Source organism: Rhodopseudomonas sp. BR0G17, assembly GCF_010907025.1.
Lineage (GTDB): Bacteria > Pseudomonadota > Alphaproteobacteria > Rhizobiales > Xanthobacteraceae > Rhodopseudomonas > Rhodopseudomonas palustris_H.
The window spans coordinates 53,603-67,748 of sequence record NZ_QUML01000022.1 but is presented as its reverse complement, the minus strand read 5'-3'; the positions used below and the strand labels follow the sequence as shown (position 1 = coordinate 67,748).

The 14,146-nt window shown below is 65.4% G+C and carries 16 protein-coding genes; 5 read left to right on the top strand and 11 right to left on the bottom strand.

Features of this window, described 5'->3' with window-relative positions:
* Positions 1-4: 4 nt before the first annotated feature.
* On the top strand, positions 5-547 hold the full coding sequence (locus DY467_RS17060; protein WP_164637679.1) for a hypothetical protein: 543 nt from the start codon (positions 5-7) through the stop codon (positions 545-547).
* A 55-nt stretch (positions 548-602) separates the two neighbouring features.
* On the opposite strand, the gene bfr is transcribed toward DY467_RS17060, so the two are convergent.
* Entirely contained in the window at positions 603-1,085 is a 483-nt protein-coding gene (bfr, locus tag DY467_RS17055; protein WP_012497027.1) for a bacterioferritin, read from the bottom strand.
* Between the two features lie 122 nt (positions 1,086-1,207).
* Positions 1,208-1,408: a (2Fe-2S)-binding protein gene (locus DY467_RS17050; RefSeq protein ID WP_012497028.1), complete on the bottom strand. Its 201-nt coding sequence runs from the start codon at positions 1,406-1,408 to the stop codon at positions 1,208-1,210.
* A gap of 399 nt (positions 1,409-1,807) precedes the next feature.
* On the opposite strand from DY467_RS17050, the gene DY467_RS17045 reads away from it, so the two are divergent.
* Positions 1,808-2,167, top strand: a complete 360-nt coding sequence (locus DY467_RS17045) for a hypothetical protein (RefSeq protein WP_107356393.1) — start codon at positions 1,808-1,810, stop codon at positions 2,165-2,167.
* A 221-nt stretch (positions 2,168-2,388) separates the two neighbouring features.
* A complete protein-coding gene (locus tag DY467_RS17040; RefSeq protein WP_011159141.1) occupies positions 2,389-2,673 on the top strand; it encodes a hypothetical protein in 285 nt (94 codons plus the stop codon).
* A gap of 76 nt (positions 2,674-2,749) precedes the next feature.
* Here DY467_RS17040 and DY467_RS17035 read toward each other — a convergent pair whose 3' ends face one another.
* The 5 genes from DY467_RS17035 to ettA form a co-directional block, all read right to left on the bottom strand.
* The gene (locus tag DY467_RS17035) at positions 2,750-3,988 is read right to left on the bottom strand and encodes a lytic murein transglycosylase (RefSeq protein WP_164637677.1); all 1,239 of its coding nucleotides are present in this window, start codon (positions 3,986-3,988) and stop codon (positions 2,750-2,752) included.
* Positions 3,988-4,578, bottom strand: a complete 591-nt coding sequence (locus tag DY467_RS17030; protein ID WP_107345367.1) for a TIGR00645 family protein — start codon at positions 4,576-4,578, stop codon at positions 3,988-3,990. Before DY467_RS17030 ends, DY467_RS17035 begins: the two co-directional genes overlap by 1 nt.
* 174 nt (positions 4,579-4,752) lie before the next feature.
* Positions 4,753-5,523, bottom strand: a complete 771-nt coding sequence (tam, locus tag DY467_RS17025) for a trans-aconitate 2-methyltransferase (protein WP_164637675.1) — start codon at positions 5,521-5,523, stop codon at positions 4,753-4,755.
* Between the two features lie 93 nt (positions 5,524-5,616).
* Positions 5,617-6,252 carry a hypothetical protein gene (locus DY467_RS17020; protein WP_164637673.1) on the bottom strand — a complete coding sequence of 212 codons (636 nt, stop codon included), beginning with the start codon at positions 6,250-6,252 and terminating at the stop codon, positions 5,617-5,619.
* Positions 6,253-6,372: 120 nt separating this feature from the next.
* Complete coding sequence (ettA, locus tag DY467_RS17015) at positions 6,373-8,022, bottom strand: energy-dependent translational throttle protein EttA (RefSeq protein WP_164573463.1); 1,650 nt, start codon at positions 8,020-8,022, stop codon at positions 6,373-6,375.
* 240 nt (positions 8,023-8,262) lie between these two features.
* Between ettA and DY467_RS17010 the strand changes: the two genes are divergently transcribed.
* Entirely contained in the window at positions 8,263-8,463 is a 201-nt protein-coding gene (locus DY467_RS17010) for a hypothetical protein (RefSeq protein ID WP_011159149.1), read from the top strand.
* Positions 8,464-8,542: 79 nt separating this feature from the next.
* Here DY467_RS17010 and DY467_RS17005 read toward each other — a convergent pair whose 3' ends face one another.
* On the bottom strand, positions 8,543-9,808 hold the full coding sequence (locus tag DY467_RS17005; RefSeq protein WP_164637671.1) for a L,D-transpeptidase family protein: 1,266 nt from the start codon (positions 9,806-9,808) through the stop codon (positions 8,543-8,545).
* A 421-nt stretch (positions 9,809-10,229) separates the two neighbouring features.
* Here DY467_RS17005 and DY467_RS17000 point away from each other — a divergent pair, with 421 nt between their 5' ends.
* The gene (locus tag DY467_RS17000; protein WP_246701563.1) at positions 10,230-11,270 is read left to right on the top strand and encodes a hypothetical protein; all 1,041 of its coding nucleotides are present in this window, start codon (positions 10,230-10,232) and stop codon (positions 11,268-11,270) included.
* Here the strand turns inward: DY467_RS17000 and sseA are convergent.
* From sseA to DY467_RS16985, 3 genes are all read right to left on the bottom strand, one after another.
* Positions 11,231-12,091: a 3-mercaptopyruvate sulfurtransferase gene (gene sseA, locus DY467_RS16995; protein ID WP_164637669.1), complete on the bottom strand. Its 861-nt coding sequence runs from the start codon at positions 12,089-12,091 to the stop codon at positions 11,231-11,233. The two genes, DY467_RS17000 and sseA, sit on opposite strands and share 40 nt — an antisense overlap.
* A 196-nt stretch (positions 12,092-12,287) precedes the next feature.
* Entirely contained in the window at positions 12,288-12,704 is a 417-nt protein-coding gene (locus tag DY467_RS16990; protein ID WP_107345374.1) for a rhodanese-like domain-containing protein, read from the bottom strand.
* Positions 12,705-12,850: 146 nt separating this feature from the next.
* Positions 12,851-14,026, bottom strand: coding sequence for a vWA domain-containing protein (locus DY467_RS16985; protein ID WP_013501499.1), 1,176 nt, complete (start codon positions 14,024-14,026; stop codon positions 12,851-12,853).
* Positions 14,027-14,146 lie beyond the last annotated feature (120 nt).

Here is a 14,146-nt window from a genome sequence, read left to right as displayed (position 1 = left end):
TGCAGTGCGTGTTGCGAGTTGCGTCATCGCCGTGGTGTTGGCCGGATGCGTCAGCGACGGGTCGCTGAAATCCGGCAGCTGGCGAATCGATCAGAGGCCAGACCTGATCACTGGCGCGCCGGTGGCCGGCGCCATTACCCTGACCAACCGGGCGTCGAACAGCACCGATCCGCTGCTGGTCTCGCTGGCGACGCTCCAGCTCACTTGCTTCGAGAAGCGGCCGATCGTGAAGGTCGGTTTCGGCTTCAAGATCGGCAGCGACCGCAACACCAGCCTGGGGTATCGGTTCGACGATAAGCCGGGGCGCGATGCGGTGGAGTCGCGGGTACTGCTGGGACATCAGGTGATCGTCGTCGAAGAGCCCGCGGCGCTGCAGCAGTTCATCGCCGACCTGCGCGAGTCGACCCAGCTTGTTGTGCGGATCAGATCATTGAACGCCGGCACCAGCACGGCTTTGTTCAAGGTCGACGGCTCGGAGCCGGCAATCGAGGCAGCCTATCGGGACTGCCCGCTGTCGCCGGCGCAACAGCAGCGCCGGACGACGTGAGGACCCGCGCGGGTCGTCGGCCGAACCGGCCGACGGAGTGCGCGGCACGAACCGATCAGTCGTGATCGAGTTCGCCGATGTGGTGCTGCTGATACAGCTCGACGCCGATCCGGTTCACCAGATCGAGCTGGGTCTCGAGGAAATCGATGTGATGTTCCTCATCCTTCATCAGCTGCTCGAACAGGTCACGCGACACGTAGTCCTTGACGCTGTGGCAGTAGGTTGCGGCTTCCTGATACAGCGCGCGCGCGTCGATCTCGGCCTGCAGGTCGGCGTTCAGCACTTCCTTGACGTTCTGGCCGATCCGCAGCGGATCGAGCACCTGCATGTTCGGGAAGCCGTCGAGGAAGATGATTCGATCTGTGAGCTTGTCGGCGTGGACCATCTCTTCGATGGATTCCTTGCGCCAGGTCTTGGCGAGATCCTTCAGACCCCAATTGTCGAGCAGGCGATAGTGCAGCCAGTACTGATTGATGGCCGTCAGTTCGCTGCGCAGACCGCGGTTGAGATATTCGATGACCTTGGCATCGCCCTTCATGTGAATCCGTCACTCCTGCAATCGGCGGCCAGGGCTGGCCGCTTTAGAATTAGAATAATTCTAGATCATAACGCGGGTGAGATGCAATCCCGGCTCACCCGATCAACAGCCCATCAAAACACTTAGGAGCCGGCGCGACGCTCTGCCGCGCCGCACAGCGCTTCGTTCATGATGTTCTTGATGGTGTGCATGCAGCGGCCGCACTTTCGGCTGCAGCCGAGGCAGCGGTGAACCTCACCGGGGTTCCGCGCGGGACCACCTTCACTGTGCATAGTGGCCCGCACATCGTGGTCGCTCAGGACGTTGCAAGAACAAACGATCATCGGTCTCGATCCAGCAGTAACAAGCTTTTGGATAGTGAGATGCACTCGCAGACGCAAAAGGAAAACGTGCAACTTCAAGCTATTCCAATCTGCAACTGGCCGTTTGATTTTGCTCAATCGAGATCGCGCGTCCCCGACTTGCACGCCCCTTACGGCGGGGAAAACGGGGCATCTCCGCGCTGATCTAAAACCGCAGGACGTCGCACAGACGTCCGAGAGCCACGCCCCTACCCGCGCCTCCAACGGCACGATCCGCCCGCGCGGAACCGACCATGGCAGCACTGCGGCGGCGGCATTCATGGATCGTTCAATCGATTGGTGAAAGGTTACGGGTGCTGGACCATGGCGGGGTCGCGCCCGCGGCCCATCGGGTCCGGTGCTCGTTCGAGAGGTGATGCCATGAGAAAGTCGATGATGGCGTTGGCCGCGGCCGCTGCGATGGCCGTGACGGCCGTCGGGTCCACCGCGCCGGCCCAGGCGCATGACGGCTTCGGCGCCGGAATCGCCGCCGGTCTGATCGGCGGTGCGCTCATCGGCGGCGCGCTGTCCTCGCCGTATTACGGCCCCGGCGGCTACTATTACGGCGGCGGCTATGGCTACGGCCCGCGCTACTACAGCTATGGCCCGCGCTATTACGGCTACGCGCCGGCTCCGGCCTATGTCGTGTCGCCGGGCTATTACGGCGGCTGCTACTGGCAGCGGCAGCGGTTCTGGGACGGCTACGGCTGGCGAATCCGCCGGATCCGAGTCTGCGACTGACGGTGAACCTTTCACCGCCGCGTCCGACCAACCAACAGCCTGAACGCCCGGATTCCGGGCGTCGACGGTATCGCCCGAAAAACACCGTTTTTGCGCGACACTGATCCGCCAGCCGATACGCGACAATTGACGACATTGCGCTTTTTTGATGCTGTGCCGTCGGGGACTACCGGTTCGTTCAACAGCGCCGGGCGCGGCGCGATCTCAGGAGAGCCTCTCAAATGAAGAAGACTGTCACCGTCCTGCTTGCGGCCGCGACCATCGCCGGTTCGCTGGTCGGCGTCGCCCCGGCCGCGAAGGCCGATGGCGGCCGGATCGCCGCCGGCGTTGCGGGTGGCCTGATCGGCGGCGCCCTGCTGGGTGGCGCGATCGCCGCCAGCCGCCCCGCCTATGCCGCCCCTGCCCCGGTCTATGTCGAAGAGCCGGACTGCCACTGGGTCCGCGAGCGCTTCTGGGACGACTACGCTGGCGTGTGGCGTTCGCGCCGCGTCCGCGTTTGCGATTGATCCTGTCGCGGCGCACAGCCCGCGCCCGTCTGAATGCTGAACCCGGCCGAGCAATCGGCCGGGTTTTTGTTTGCCCTCAGCGAGCCGCCTGGATCGATCGCAGCACCGTCTCGCTCGGCCAACAATCGACCTGCAGTCCGGCGCGCTTCTGGTAAGCGCCGAGCGCCGCACGGGTCAGCATCCCGGCCTTGCCATCGATCTTGTCGCGATAGATGCCGAGCCGCTCCAATCCGCGCTGCATCGCCTCGACGTCGGTGGTGCGAAGCTGCTTGGTGGCCGACCATGGGGTGGCGAACGGGCGCGGATCAGTCATCCGGTCGGCGAGATGGCCGACGAACAGCACATACAGATCTGAGAAATTGTATTCCTTGATGACGAAGTAGTTCTTCGTGGTCAGGAACGCCGGACCGTAAATGCCTTCGGGCTGCAGCAATGACGCCGGCTGCTCGCGCTCGGCCGCGCTCAGACGATCCGAGCGGGCGAGCGTGAAGCCTTCACGCAGCCATTGCCCGATCGGCTTGGTGACTTCAGGCACGCCTTCGGTGCAGTCGACGCGCGCCGGCGCCTTGACCTCGTAGGCCCAGCGCAGCCCGCTCTGCCAGCCCTTGTTGACGAGCTGCTGTGCGGCCGACGCCAACGCGTCCGGCACCGAATGCCAGATATCGACACGTCCATCGCCGTCGAAGTCGACGCCGTGCTTGTAGTACTCGGACGGTAGAAACTGCGTCAGGCCGGTGGCGCCGGCCCAGGACGAACGCATCCCCTGCCGCGTCACCGCACCCTCGCCGATGATCTTCATCGCCAAGATGAATTCGGTTCGATACTGGTCCTTGCGGCGGCCGACATAGGCCTGCGTCGCCATCACCCGCACCGCGTCGTAGGGCAACTTGTAGCGGCCGTAGTCGGTCTCGCGGCCCCAGATCGCCAGCACCACCGTGGCAGGCACGCCGAACTTGCGCTCGATTGCATCCAGTGTCGGCCGATAACGCTGCAGCAACGTGCGGCCATGCGCGGCCAGGCTCTCGATCCGCGCTTCCTTCAGATAGTCCGCCGGGACCTGGACGAATTCGGCCTGCCGCGGCGCGCCGGTCTTCGGTCGGCCGGGCAGGATCAGGTCGGGCAGCTTGTAGTCCGGCTCGAGCCCGGCAGTGACGGCGTCGAACGTCGCGCGCGACACACCAGCTTCGCGCGCCTCCGGCCACAGCTCGGCGAGGAAGCGATCGAAGCCGGCATCCGCCGCTCGCGCCGGCGCGGCACCGAGCGTCAGCCATGCGGCTGCGACGACGGTACCTGCCAGCGCGGCCAGGCGGCGCATCAATGATGCCCCTTGGCCTTCTCTTCTTCGGTCGCCAGATTCGAAATCCGGTCGACCCAGGCGATGCCGATCGCCGACAGGATGAACACGGTGTGGATGATGGTCTGCCACATCACACCGGTCTCGGTGTAGCCGCTCACCTTGCCGACCGCGCCGAGGTTGCCAGCTTCGATGAAGGTGCGCAGCAGATGGATCGACGAGATGCCGATGATCGCCATCGCCAGCTTGATCTTCAGCACGCTGGCATTGACGTGGCTGAGCCACTCCGGCTCGTCGGGGTGCCCGCGCAGGTTGAGCCGCGACACAAAGGTCTCGTAGCCGCCGACGATCACCATCACCAGCAGGTTCGAGATCATCACCACATCGATCAGCCCCAGCACCGCCAGCATGATCTGCTGCTCGCTGAAGTCGAAGGAATGCTGGAACAGATGCCACAGCTCCTTCAGGAACAGAATGACGTAGATGCCCTGCGCGACGATCAGGCCGACATACAGCGGCAATTGCAGCCAGCGCGAACCGAAGATCAGCATGGGGATCGGCCGCAGCCCCAGTCCTTTCGGCGGCAGCGGCGTCTCGGGTGTCATCGACATGTAGGAAAGCTCCGAACAGCTGAATTGGGCGAACAGTCACTTGGGAACTCCCTCCGATTCTGTCGAGACGCAGAGGAGCGGCGTTTAACCGCAGTTCGTGGCAGCGAACGGAACGGAACGGCAGCATAACACCACGCGCCTGCGTGGAGCCGCCATGACGCTGCTTCTCGGCAGTTACTTCACCGCGACGATGAAGATCCGCGGAAATCGCAGCAGCACCTTGCCGTCGGCCTGCGCCGGATAGGCCGCGGCGATGCGCGCCGTATAGGCCGCCAGATAGGTCTTACGTTCCGGCAGCTCGAGCGGATCGATGAACGGCCGCAGCCCGGTGCCCTTGACCCACTCGACGATCGCTTCGGGACCGTCGAGCGCGTGGTTGTAGACCGTGTGCCAGATCTCCAGCCGGCTGCACAACGGCTTCAGCGCATCGTAGTACACGCTCGGCTTCGGCAGCGTGTCGCGCAATTCGGCGGCCTTGGAGAGCTGATGCCGCCACGGCTCCTGCAGCGCCACCTCACGCATCATGATGTGCGATGGCTCGTCGAGATTGTCCGGCATCTGCACCGCGAGCACGCCGCCGCTGTCGAGAGCCGACAGCAGGCGCTTGAGCTGCTTGAGATGGTCGGGCACCCATTGGAACACCGCATTGGCGAACAGCACGTCGGTGCCAGCCGGCGGCGCCCAATGCGCGACATTGGCCTCAATGAACTTGTGCTGCGGCAGCCGCTCGCGGGCCTGGCGCAGCATGTCGGCAGAGGTATCGACGCCGATCACCGACGCCTCGGGCCAGCGCTCGACAAGCAGCGCGGTTGAATTGCCCGGCCCGCAACCGATGTCGGCGACCTTGCGCGGCGCCGTGGTCGGCACCTGCGCCAGCAGATCCCGCGCCGGACGGGTCCGCTCGTCTTCGAATTTCAGATATTGCTCGGCATTCCAGTCAGCCATCCAGCGTCCCTTGCGCCCCCGAGTCTGCGAGGGAAAAGCTATTGATCCTGCTGGATTTTGCAATCCCCAGGCGGTTCGTCGCGCGGCCGATGCTCAGACCGCGGGTCTCTCCATCCGGCGCGAAGCCACACCCCACCACGTCGCCAGCCCGAGCAAAGCCACGCACAACAGCGGCGTGCTCCACGGCACCCAGCCGCTCGCGATCAGCAGCGGCACAAACGCCGCAGGCGGCGCTTCGTCAGCCGGCAAATTCGCCACGATCGAGGCCATCCAGCTGGCGATGCCGACCACTAATCCGAATTCCAGAACGACAATGATTGCGATCCCGAGCGCGGCAGCGCCGAGCCATCGCTGCAGGGGACGCAAGGGAAGTAGGATAGGATGAGCCAAAGCCATCGTGGCGATCAGTCCGAACGCCGTGATCAGATAAATCGGTACGGTGCCGCCCGGCCAGCCCATCGAACTGCCGAACGGCGTCGGCGCATCGCCGGCCACGACAAATGGAAAGTCGAGCAGGATCAGCAGCGGAACGAACAGGCCGAGCAAGCGCGGCAGACCAAGCGTGGCGACGCGCTGCAAGCATGGGGAGACCAACGCCAGAGCGAACAGCAGATACAGAAACGACCCGACGATGGTGCCGGTGGTCAGCCGGATCGCTTCCGCCAGTGAGACGTCAACATTGCCGGCGAAGCGATCGAGTGTGTAGAGCGTCAGAGGCACACCGAACATCAAGAGCAAAAACACCGCCACGCGCCAACTGGCGCGCCATGCGAAGTTTCCGCCTGATAGTCCGGAGGCCATCGATGCCCTCCGCCGCCTGATGAAGCCGGGTGTCCCGGCGCCGCTGAATTACCGCGTCAGCTTCTTGTACTTGGCGCGGTGCGGGATGATGGCATCCTGACCCAGCCGGCGCATCTTGTCCTTCTCGTAGTCCTGGAAGTTGCCTTCGAACCACTCGACGTGGCTGTCGTCTTCGAAGGCCAGGATGTGAGTCGCGATACGGTCGAGGAACCAGCGGTCGTGGCTGATGATCACGGCGCAGCCGGCGAAATCCTCCAGCGCCTCTTCGAGCGCGCGCAGCGTGTCGACGTCGAGGTCGTTGGTCGGTTCGTCGAGCAGCAGCACGTTGGCGCCCGACTTCAGCATCTTGGCGAGGTGGACGCGGTTGCGCTCACCGCCCGACAGCGAGCCGACCTTCTTCTGCTGGTCGCCGCCCTTGAAGTTGAACGCCGAGCAGTAGCCGCGCGAATTGACTTCCTTCTTGCCGAGCAGGATCAGCTCGTTGCCTTCGGAGATTTCCTCCCAGACGGTCTTCTTCGGATCGAGCGCGTCGCGCGACTGATCGACATAGCCGAGCCGCACCGTCTCGCCGACCGTGATGGTGCCGGAGTCAGGCTTCTCCTGCCCGGTGATCATCCGGAACAGCGTGGTCTTGCCGGCGCCGTTCGGGCCGATCACGCCGACGATGCCGCCCGGCGGCAGCTTGAAGGTGAGATCGTCGATCAGCAGCCGATCGCCGAAGCCCTTGGTGAGGTGCTCGAAATCGACCACGTTGTTGCCGAGCCGCTCCGCCACCGGAATGATGATCTGCGCGGTCTGGGTCTGCTTCTCCGAGGCCTTGGCGAGCAGCTCCTCGTAGCGCTGATAGCGCGCCTTGGATTTGGCCTGCCGGGCCTTGGGCGACGACGCAATCCACTCCTGCTCGCGCTCGAGGGTCTTCTGATGGGCCGCATCCTCGCGGCCTTCCTGCAGCAGCCGCTTCTGCTTCTGCACCAGCCAGGACGAGTAGTTGCCCTCGTAGGGAATGCCGCGGCCGCGATCGAGCTCGAGGATCCAGCTCGTGACGTTGTCGAGGAAGTAGCGATCGTGGGTGACGATCAGGATGGCGCCCGGATAATTGCGCAGATGGCTTTCCAGCCACGACACGCTCTCGGCGTCGAGATGGTTGGTCGGTTCGTCGAGCAGCAGCAGGTCGGGCTGATCGAGCAGCAGCTTGCACAGCGCGACGCGGCGACGCTCGCCGCCCGACAGCTTGGAGACGTCGGCGTCGTCCGGCGGGCAGCGCAGCGCGTCCATCGCCTGATCGACCTTGCTGTCGAGATCCCACAGCCCTGCGGACTCGATCTGGTCCTGCAGCGCCGTCATCTCGTCGGCGGTCTCCTCGGAGTAGTTCATCGCCAGCTCGTTGTAGCGATCGAGGATCGCCTTCTGCTTGGCGACGCCGAGCATGACGTTTTCACGAACCGAGAGTGCCGGATCGAGCTTCGGCTCCTGTTCGAGGTAGCCGACGCGGGCGCCTTCGGCGACCCAGGCTTCACCGGTATATTCCTTGTCGATCCCCGCCATGATCTTCAGCAGGGTCGATTTACCGGCGCCGTTGACGCCGAGCACGCCGATCTTGGCGTCCGGGTAGAACGACAGATGAACGTTATCCAGCACCTTGCGGGTCGGATAGGCCTTGGTCAGACCCTGCATGAAATAGACGAACTGGCGAGCCATCGTGGTCCTTGAACGCGGTGCGTGCGGGGAAAATCGGTTGCCGCTGATGTAACGGTGCGGCCCGCAAAGGGCAACCCGAGGACGCGCGACGTTAAGAGGCGATTAAGCCTGTTCTCGTGCGTTTCCGAGGCACAAACGATTCGAAGACAATTTTAACGACCTCGTCCAACACTCGTCTCCTCACAGCGGCGACGGATGCGCCGCCGAGTCGGCGCGGCGCCGACCCTTGGGGCGATCAGCATGGCGAGCCTCACCACGACCACCGAAGTGCATCACGACGAGCAGGCCGGCCCGGACACCAGCCTGCTGAGCGAGATCCGGCTGTTCTGGCGGCAGTTCTTCGTCCAGGCGTTCAATCCCTACCGGCCGGAGATGTACTACATGCGCGGCCCCGGCCCGGCTTGGCACGCCAAGCACGGCCACAAGCCGACGCGGCACTAAGTCTCGAACCATCATCGCAAAAGCAAAACGCCCGCCGGTGAACCACCAGCGGGCGTTTCAAATCTGGAATCGGTCGCGCTTAGCGGATCGTGACCGGTGCCGGCAGCGGGGCTACCGACGTCGGCTGCGCACCCGGCAGCGGCGCCGGCGGCAACGCCGGGGACTGCGCACCCGGCGCCATGGCGGGCTGCGCCTGAGCGGTTGCGGTGTTCTTCGGCGGCGAGCCCGGCAGCACCACCACGCGGGTGCCGACCTTGGCGCGCTCGAACAGATCGCTGACGTCGTCGTTCAGCATGCCGATGCAGCCCGAGGACACGAACTTGCCGATCGTCGACGGCTGGTTGGTGCCATGGATGCGGTACACGGTCGAGCCGAGATACATCGCGCGGGCGCCCATCGGGTTGCCCGGACCGCCGGCCATGAAGCGCGGCAGATAGGGCTGGCGCTCGATCATCTCGGCCGGCGGATGCCAATCCGGCCACTCCGCCTTGCGGGTGATCTTCTGCACGCCGTTCCAAGTGAAGCCGTCGCGGCCGACGCGTACGCCGTAGCGGATCGCACGCCCATTGCCGAGCACGTAATAGAGATGAGTGTTAGCGGTATCGACCACGATGGTGCCGGCCGGCTCCTTGGTGGCGAAGTCGACCTCCTGCCGGCGCAGATTGGGCGGCAGTTGCACGGTCTGATCGACGTCCGGCTGTTCTTCCGGCGGCAACGCCGAGACCTGCATCGGCCGGCCATCGGCGCCGGGCTGAGCCGACGGCGCTCCGCCGCCGACACCAGCCGGCGGACGCATTCCACCGTCGCCACGATCGGAATAGATCACCGACGGCGGCCCCATCGGACGGCCGTAGCGGGGATCATCCGGCGACATCACCGGTCCCTGCGGCGCGGCGCCCGGTGCCGCATTCGAATAGCTCGTGGCGCCCGTCGGGCGGCCGTAACGCGGATCGTCCGGCGACATCACCGGCCCCTGCGGGCCGACGGCCGGTGCCGCGTTGGAATAGGTCGGGGCGCCCATCGGGCGGCCATAGCGCGGATCGTCCGGCGACAGCACCGGGCCTTGCGGGGCGGCATTGGAATAGGTCGGCGCGGCTGAACCGCCGTAGCGCGGGTCGCCCGGCGAGGTTACCGGACCGGGCGGCGGCAGCGTTGCGGACTGGCGCGCGGTGGGCGCGTCCTCATCGTCGATGCTGTCGAAATTCGGCAGGCCGGGACGGTCCTCGCCGGCTTGCCCGATATAAGCGCCGGGGGTCGAGGGATAGCTCTGCGCGAGCGCGGCGGAGGTTCCCGCGGCGACCACGGCAGCGGACGCCAGCAACGTCAGTAAGCGCTTGTTCATCATAACCCGTTTGTAAGTCGGAGCGGCAACCGGACCGTTAACGGGGCCGGAAATGCCGGAGGATCACGGCGCATTCAAGACGAGGCCGGCACAATCACGCGAATTTTGGCGATATTTGCCGCCCGCGAAGGGTTTGCAGCCCGAGAGGGCCTTGGAGACTGCCGCGTGCGGATGCCCGAACCCTCTCGGCGCACGCGCTGCGCGACTGCGACCGTCCGCCAGCAACCTTCGGCCGCAATATGCGGCGATCGAGTCGCTGAGTCGTTTCGCGGCGCGTGATGCGACTCGTTTTGCGCTATTCTCAGATGGCTTGATTCGCGGCTGGTTTTGAGTGCGCCGCGAACCGATGTCGTAGTGGTCGCCGCGTTGGTGTGGGTCATAAGTGTCGTCGCGATCCGATGTGCGACGACGGAATACATCCGAAATGCTTCCCGGTTTCCGGTTTCTGTTCGCGGCGATGACGCTTGCGGTCTCGTTGTTGGTGTTCGGTCTCGGTGCCGCCGCCCTGCTCCGGGCTGCGCACGAGCAATTCGTGAACGTCCACACGGTGCGTCCGCCGGCCATCACGCTGCTGGCGCGGGCACCCGAGGCTCCGACGCCGAGCCTGAGCATGCTCCGGGTCGATCCGCCGGCACCCACCGCTGAACCGCCGGCTGCGACCGCCAGCCAAAGCCCGAGTGCAATCGATCCGGCCGCAGCAGACGTCGCGGCTCTCGGCAACGAAGGCGCGAAACCCGAAACCAAAGCCCCCGAGCCGGCGCAGACCGCCGCGCTGCAGCCTGCTGCGGCCGACACCCCCGCCGCACCGGCAGCACAGCCGCCGCAAGCTGAACCGACACCGGCCGCCCCGGACCCGGCGCCGCAAACCAGTTCGACCCAGCAGCAGCAGCCGGCCGCCACGCCTGACGCTGTGGCTCCGGCGGCGCCGCCGGCCACCACGACTGCGACGACTTCAGCCGACGCGCCAAAGCCCGACGACAAGCCGCAGGCCGGCGCCGAGAAACCCACCACTCCGGCGGCGCTCACGCAAACCGCCGCAACCGAGACGTCGGCGCCCGCGGCACCGGCCGCTCCGGCGGCGACCGAACCTGCCGCCGAGGCGCTGCCGGAGGTTGCACCCCTGTCCGGGCCAATCCCGACGCCGCGCCGCGACCCGCGCGACAGGACCAAGACCGCCGCCAACACCACCACAGCACCCAGCGCGGCCACGCCTGCGGCCCCTGCCGCAGACACTCCGACCACCGATGTCACTGGATCGATCGGCGAAACCCTGCCGCCGCCGGACGCGACGCCGCTGCCGGTGGCCCGCCCGAAGCCGGTGGTCCGGCGCCCGCTGAAGAAGCGCCGCCAGTGGCGCGGTGGCGTACGCCGCGCGCCGAGCAGCCGCAGTCGGGATCGGGTACCGGTCTGTAAGAGAAGCTGCGGTTACGCCGCTGGACCGGTTGCGACCGGCGGACCGTCCTGAAGGCCCCACTCCGACCACGAGCCGTCGTACAGCGCCGAGCCGCGCACGCCGAGCCGATACAGCGCCAGCGTCAGCACCGCCGCCGAAACACCGGAGCCGCAGCTTGTGACCACCGGCCGGCCGAGATCGAGCCCTGCCCGCTCGAACGCCTGCCGCAGATCGGCCAGCGGCTTCATCGTGCCGGTCGCGGCGTCGAACAGCTCGTTGTAGGGCAGATTGCGGCTGCCCGGGATGTGGCCGGCGCGCAGGCCGGGACGCGGCTCGGCGACGCTGCCCTCGAATCGCGGCGCGGCGCGGGCGTCGATCACCTGCTCGGCCCCGCTATCGAGATTGGCAACGAGCTGATCGCGGCTGCGGATGAACGACGCATTGAGCTTGGCGCTGAACCGGCCGGGCGTAATCGTCGGCTTGCCCGCCTCGGTCGGCCGGCCCTCGGCCACCCATTTCTTCAGACCGCCGTCGAGGATCCGGATGTCGGCATGGCCGAACGACAGGAACATCCACCACGCCCGCGGCGCCGCGACCCAGCCGCCCGCATCGTAAGCGACCACGGTGTCGCCGGATGAGATGCCGAGCGCTTCGACATCGCGCGCGAACTGGTCGGCGCTCGGATACATATGCGGCAGCGAACTGCTGTGATCCGATACCGCATCGACGTCGAAGAACACCGCGCCCGGAATGTGCGCGGCGAGATAGTCGTCCGCCGGCAACGGCAGCACGCCGGGCATCTTGAAGCTGGCGTCGATGATCTTGACGGTCGGATCGCCGAGCCGCGCAGCGAGCCAATCAGTGGAGACCAAGGGATCGGTGTGAGTGGTCATGGGAGGGCCTCGGAGAGGTCGAAGGAAATCAAGCCCACCCCGTCATTGCGAGGAGCGCAGCGACGAAGCAATCCAGCTCAGTGCACGAAGCTGGATTGCTTCGCTTCGCTCGCAATGACGAAGAAAGCAAGCGACACGCGGGTCAAGCCCGCGTGTGACGATCCGACAGCGGAGATCGACTCCCAATGCGCCGCGCTCACTTCTTCTTGGGCGCCCAGGCTTCGATCGGACCGCCGGCGTCGCGCCAGGCGCCGAAACCGCCCTCGATATGCGCCACCGGCTTCAGTCCCATGTCTTGCGCGGTCTTGGCGGCGAGCGCCGAGCGCAAGCCTCCGGCGCAATAGAACACGAACTTCTTGTCTTCCTGGAAGATCGGCTTGGCGTACGGGCTCTGCGGATCGATCCAGAATTCCAGCATGCCGCGGGTGCAGGAGAACGAGCCCGGAATCTTGCCGTCGCGCTCGATCTCGCGCGGATCGCGGATGTCGACGATCACTACGTCGCTGGCGCCGGACTTGTGCAACGCGATCGCGTCCGCGGTCGTCAGCGTCTCGATCGACGAATTGGCCTCGTCGAGCATCGTCTTGATACCGCGGGTGATGGTCTGGGGCATGGTCGTTCCTTGTTTTCGTTTCTTATCAGTTTTGGTTGGTATGCCGGGACGCGCGCAGCGCGAACCCGGAATCTCGCTGTGTAGATCCGGGAGATTCCGGGTCGCGAGCTGTCGCTCGTGCCCCGGAATGGCGGCGCAATCGAATCCTAGCGCACCAGCTCGCGCATCGCGCCTTCGAGGCCCTCGATCGTGATCGGATACATCCGCTCGGAGAACAGGCGGCGGATAATGGTGGTGGATTCCGAATAGTCCCAGTGCCGCTGCGCCACCGGGTTCAGCCACACCGCGTGCGGATAAGTGCGGAGCACCCGCTCCAGCCAGACGTGACCGGCCTCTTCGTTGACGTGCTCGACTGAGCCGCCCGGCACCATGATCTCGTAAGGCGACATCGACGCGTCGCCGACGAACACCACTTTGTAGTCGTGCGGGAACTTGTGCAGCACGTCCCAGGTCGGCGTGCGGTCGGTGAACCGGCGCTTGTTCTGCTTCCACACGCCTTCGTACAGGCAGTTGTGGAAGTAAAAATATTCCATGTGCTTGAATTCGCTCTTCGCCGCCGAGAACAACTCCTCGACCTGAGCGACGTGGCTGTCCATCGAGCCGCCGATATCGAAGAACACCAGCACCTTCACCGCATTGCGGCGCTCGGGGCGCATGTGCACGTCGAGATAGCCGTGATTGGCGGTCTCGCGGATCGTGGTGTCGAGATCGAGTTCGTCCGGCGCCCCGGTGCGGGCGAATTTTCGCAGGCGGCGCAGCGCCACCTTGATGTTGCGGATGCCGAGTTCGACGTTGCCGTCGAGATCTTTGAACTCGCGCTTGTCCCACACCTTCACGGCGCGCTGATGCCGGCTCTTCTCCTGGCCGATCCGCACGCCTTCGGGATTGTAGCCCTCCGCGCCGAACGGCGAGGTGCCGGCGGTGCCGATCCACTTGTTGCCGCCCTGGTGGCGCTTCTTCTGCTCCTCGAGGCGCTTCTTCAGCGTTTCCATGAGCTTGTCCCAGCCCATCGCCTCGATCTGCTTCTTCTCCTCCTCGCTGAGATACTTCTCGGCGAGCTTCTTCAGCCATTCGGCCGGGATCTCCGCCTTCTCCATCGCGTCGAGCAGGTTTTCCAGGCCCTTGAAGGTGGCCCCGAACACCCGGTCGAACTTGTCGAGATTGCGCTCGTCCTTCACCAGCGCGGCGCGCGACAGGTAGTAAAAATTCTCCACGCTCTGATCGGCGAGGTCGGCGTCGAGCGCCTCCATCAGCGTCAGATATTCGCGGAGCGTGACCGGAACCTGGGCGTCGCGCAGCGACGTGAAGAATTGCAGGAACATGAACGACAGATTGCCCGACCCTGCAGCCCCGTCAAGACAGAATACCTCCGTTGCGACTGTTGAAAACTCGCCCGGATGCGCCCGATAGGCGCAAATCCGAGCAATGGAATTATGACTCAG

Bases quoted from the DNA above. Each gene is read 5' to 3' on its own strand.
- DY467_RS17050 (WP_012497028.1), bottom strand. From the start codon at position 1,408: ATGATCGTTTGTTCTTGCAACGTCCTGAGCGACCACGATGTGCGGGCC.
- DY467_RS17020 (WP_164637673.1), bottom strand. From the start codon at position 6,252: ATGTTCGGTGTGCCTCTGACGCTCTACACACTCGATCGCTTCGCCGGC.
- DY467_RS17030 (WP_107345367.1), bottom strand. From the start codon at position 4,578: ATGTCGATGACACCCGAGACGCCGCTGCCGCCGAAAGGACTGGGGCTG.
- bfr (WP_012497027.1), bottom strand. From the start codon at position 1,085: ATGAAGGGCGATGCCAAGGTCATCGAATATCTCAACCGCGGTCTGCGC.
- DY467_RS17040 (WP_011159141.1), top strand. From the start codon at position 2,389: ATGAAGAAGACTGTCACCGTCCTGCTTGCGGCCGCGACCATCGCCGGT.
- DY467_RS17035 (WP_164637677.1), bottom strand. From the start codon at position 3,988: ATGCGCCGCCTGGCCGCGCTGGCAGGTACCGTCGTCGCAGCCGCATGG.
- tam (WP_164637675.1), bottom strand. From the start codon at position 5,523: ATGGCTGACTGGAATGCCGAGCAATATCTGAAATTCGAAGACGAGCGG.
- DY467_RS17010 (WP_011159149.1), top strand. From the start codon at position 8,263: ATGGCGAGCCTCACCACGACCACCGAAGTGCATCACGACGAGCAGGCC.
- DY467_RS16990 (WP_107345374.1), bottom strand. From the start codon at position 12,704: ATGCCCCAGACCATCACCCGCGGTATCAAGACGATGCTCGACGAGGCC.
- DY467_RS17005 (WP_164637671.1), bottom strand. From the start codon at position 9,808: ATGATGAACAAGCGCTTACTGACGTTGCTGGCGTCCGCTGCCGTGGTC.
- DY467_RS17000 (WP_246701563.1), top strand. From the start codon at position 10,230: ATGCTTCCCGGTTTCCGGTTTCTGTTCGCGGCGATGACGCTTGCGGTC.
- ettA (WP_164573463.1), bottom strand. From the start codon at position 8,022: ATGGCTCGCCAGTTCGTCTATTTCATGCAGGGTCTGACCAAGGCCTAT.
- sseA (WP_164637669.1), bottom strand. From the start codon at position 12,091: ATGACCACTCACACCGATCCCTTGGTCTCCACTGATTGGCTCGCTGCG.
- DY467_RS17045 (WP_107356393.1), top strand. From the start codon at position 1,808: ATGAGAAAGTCGATGATGGCGTTGGCCGCGGCCGCTGCGATGGCCGTG.
- DY467_RS16985 (WP_013501499.1), bottom strand. From the start codon at position 14,026: ATGTTCCTGCAATTCTTCACGTCGCTGCGCGACGCCCAGGTTCCGGTC.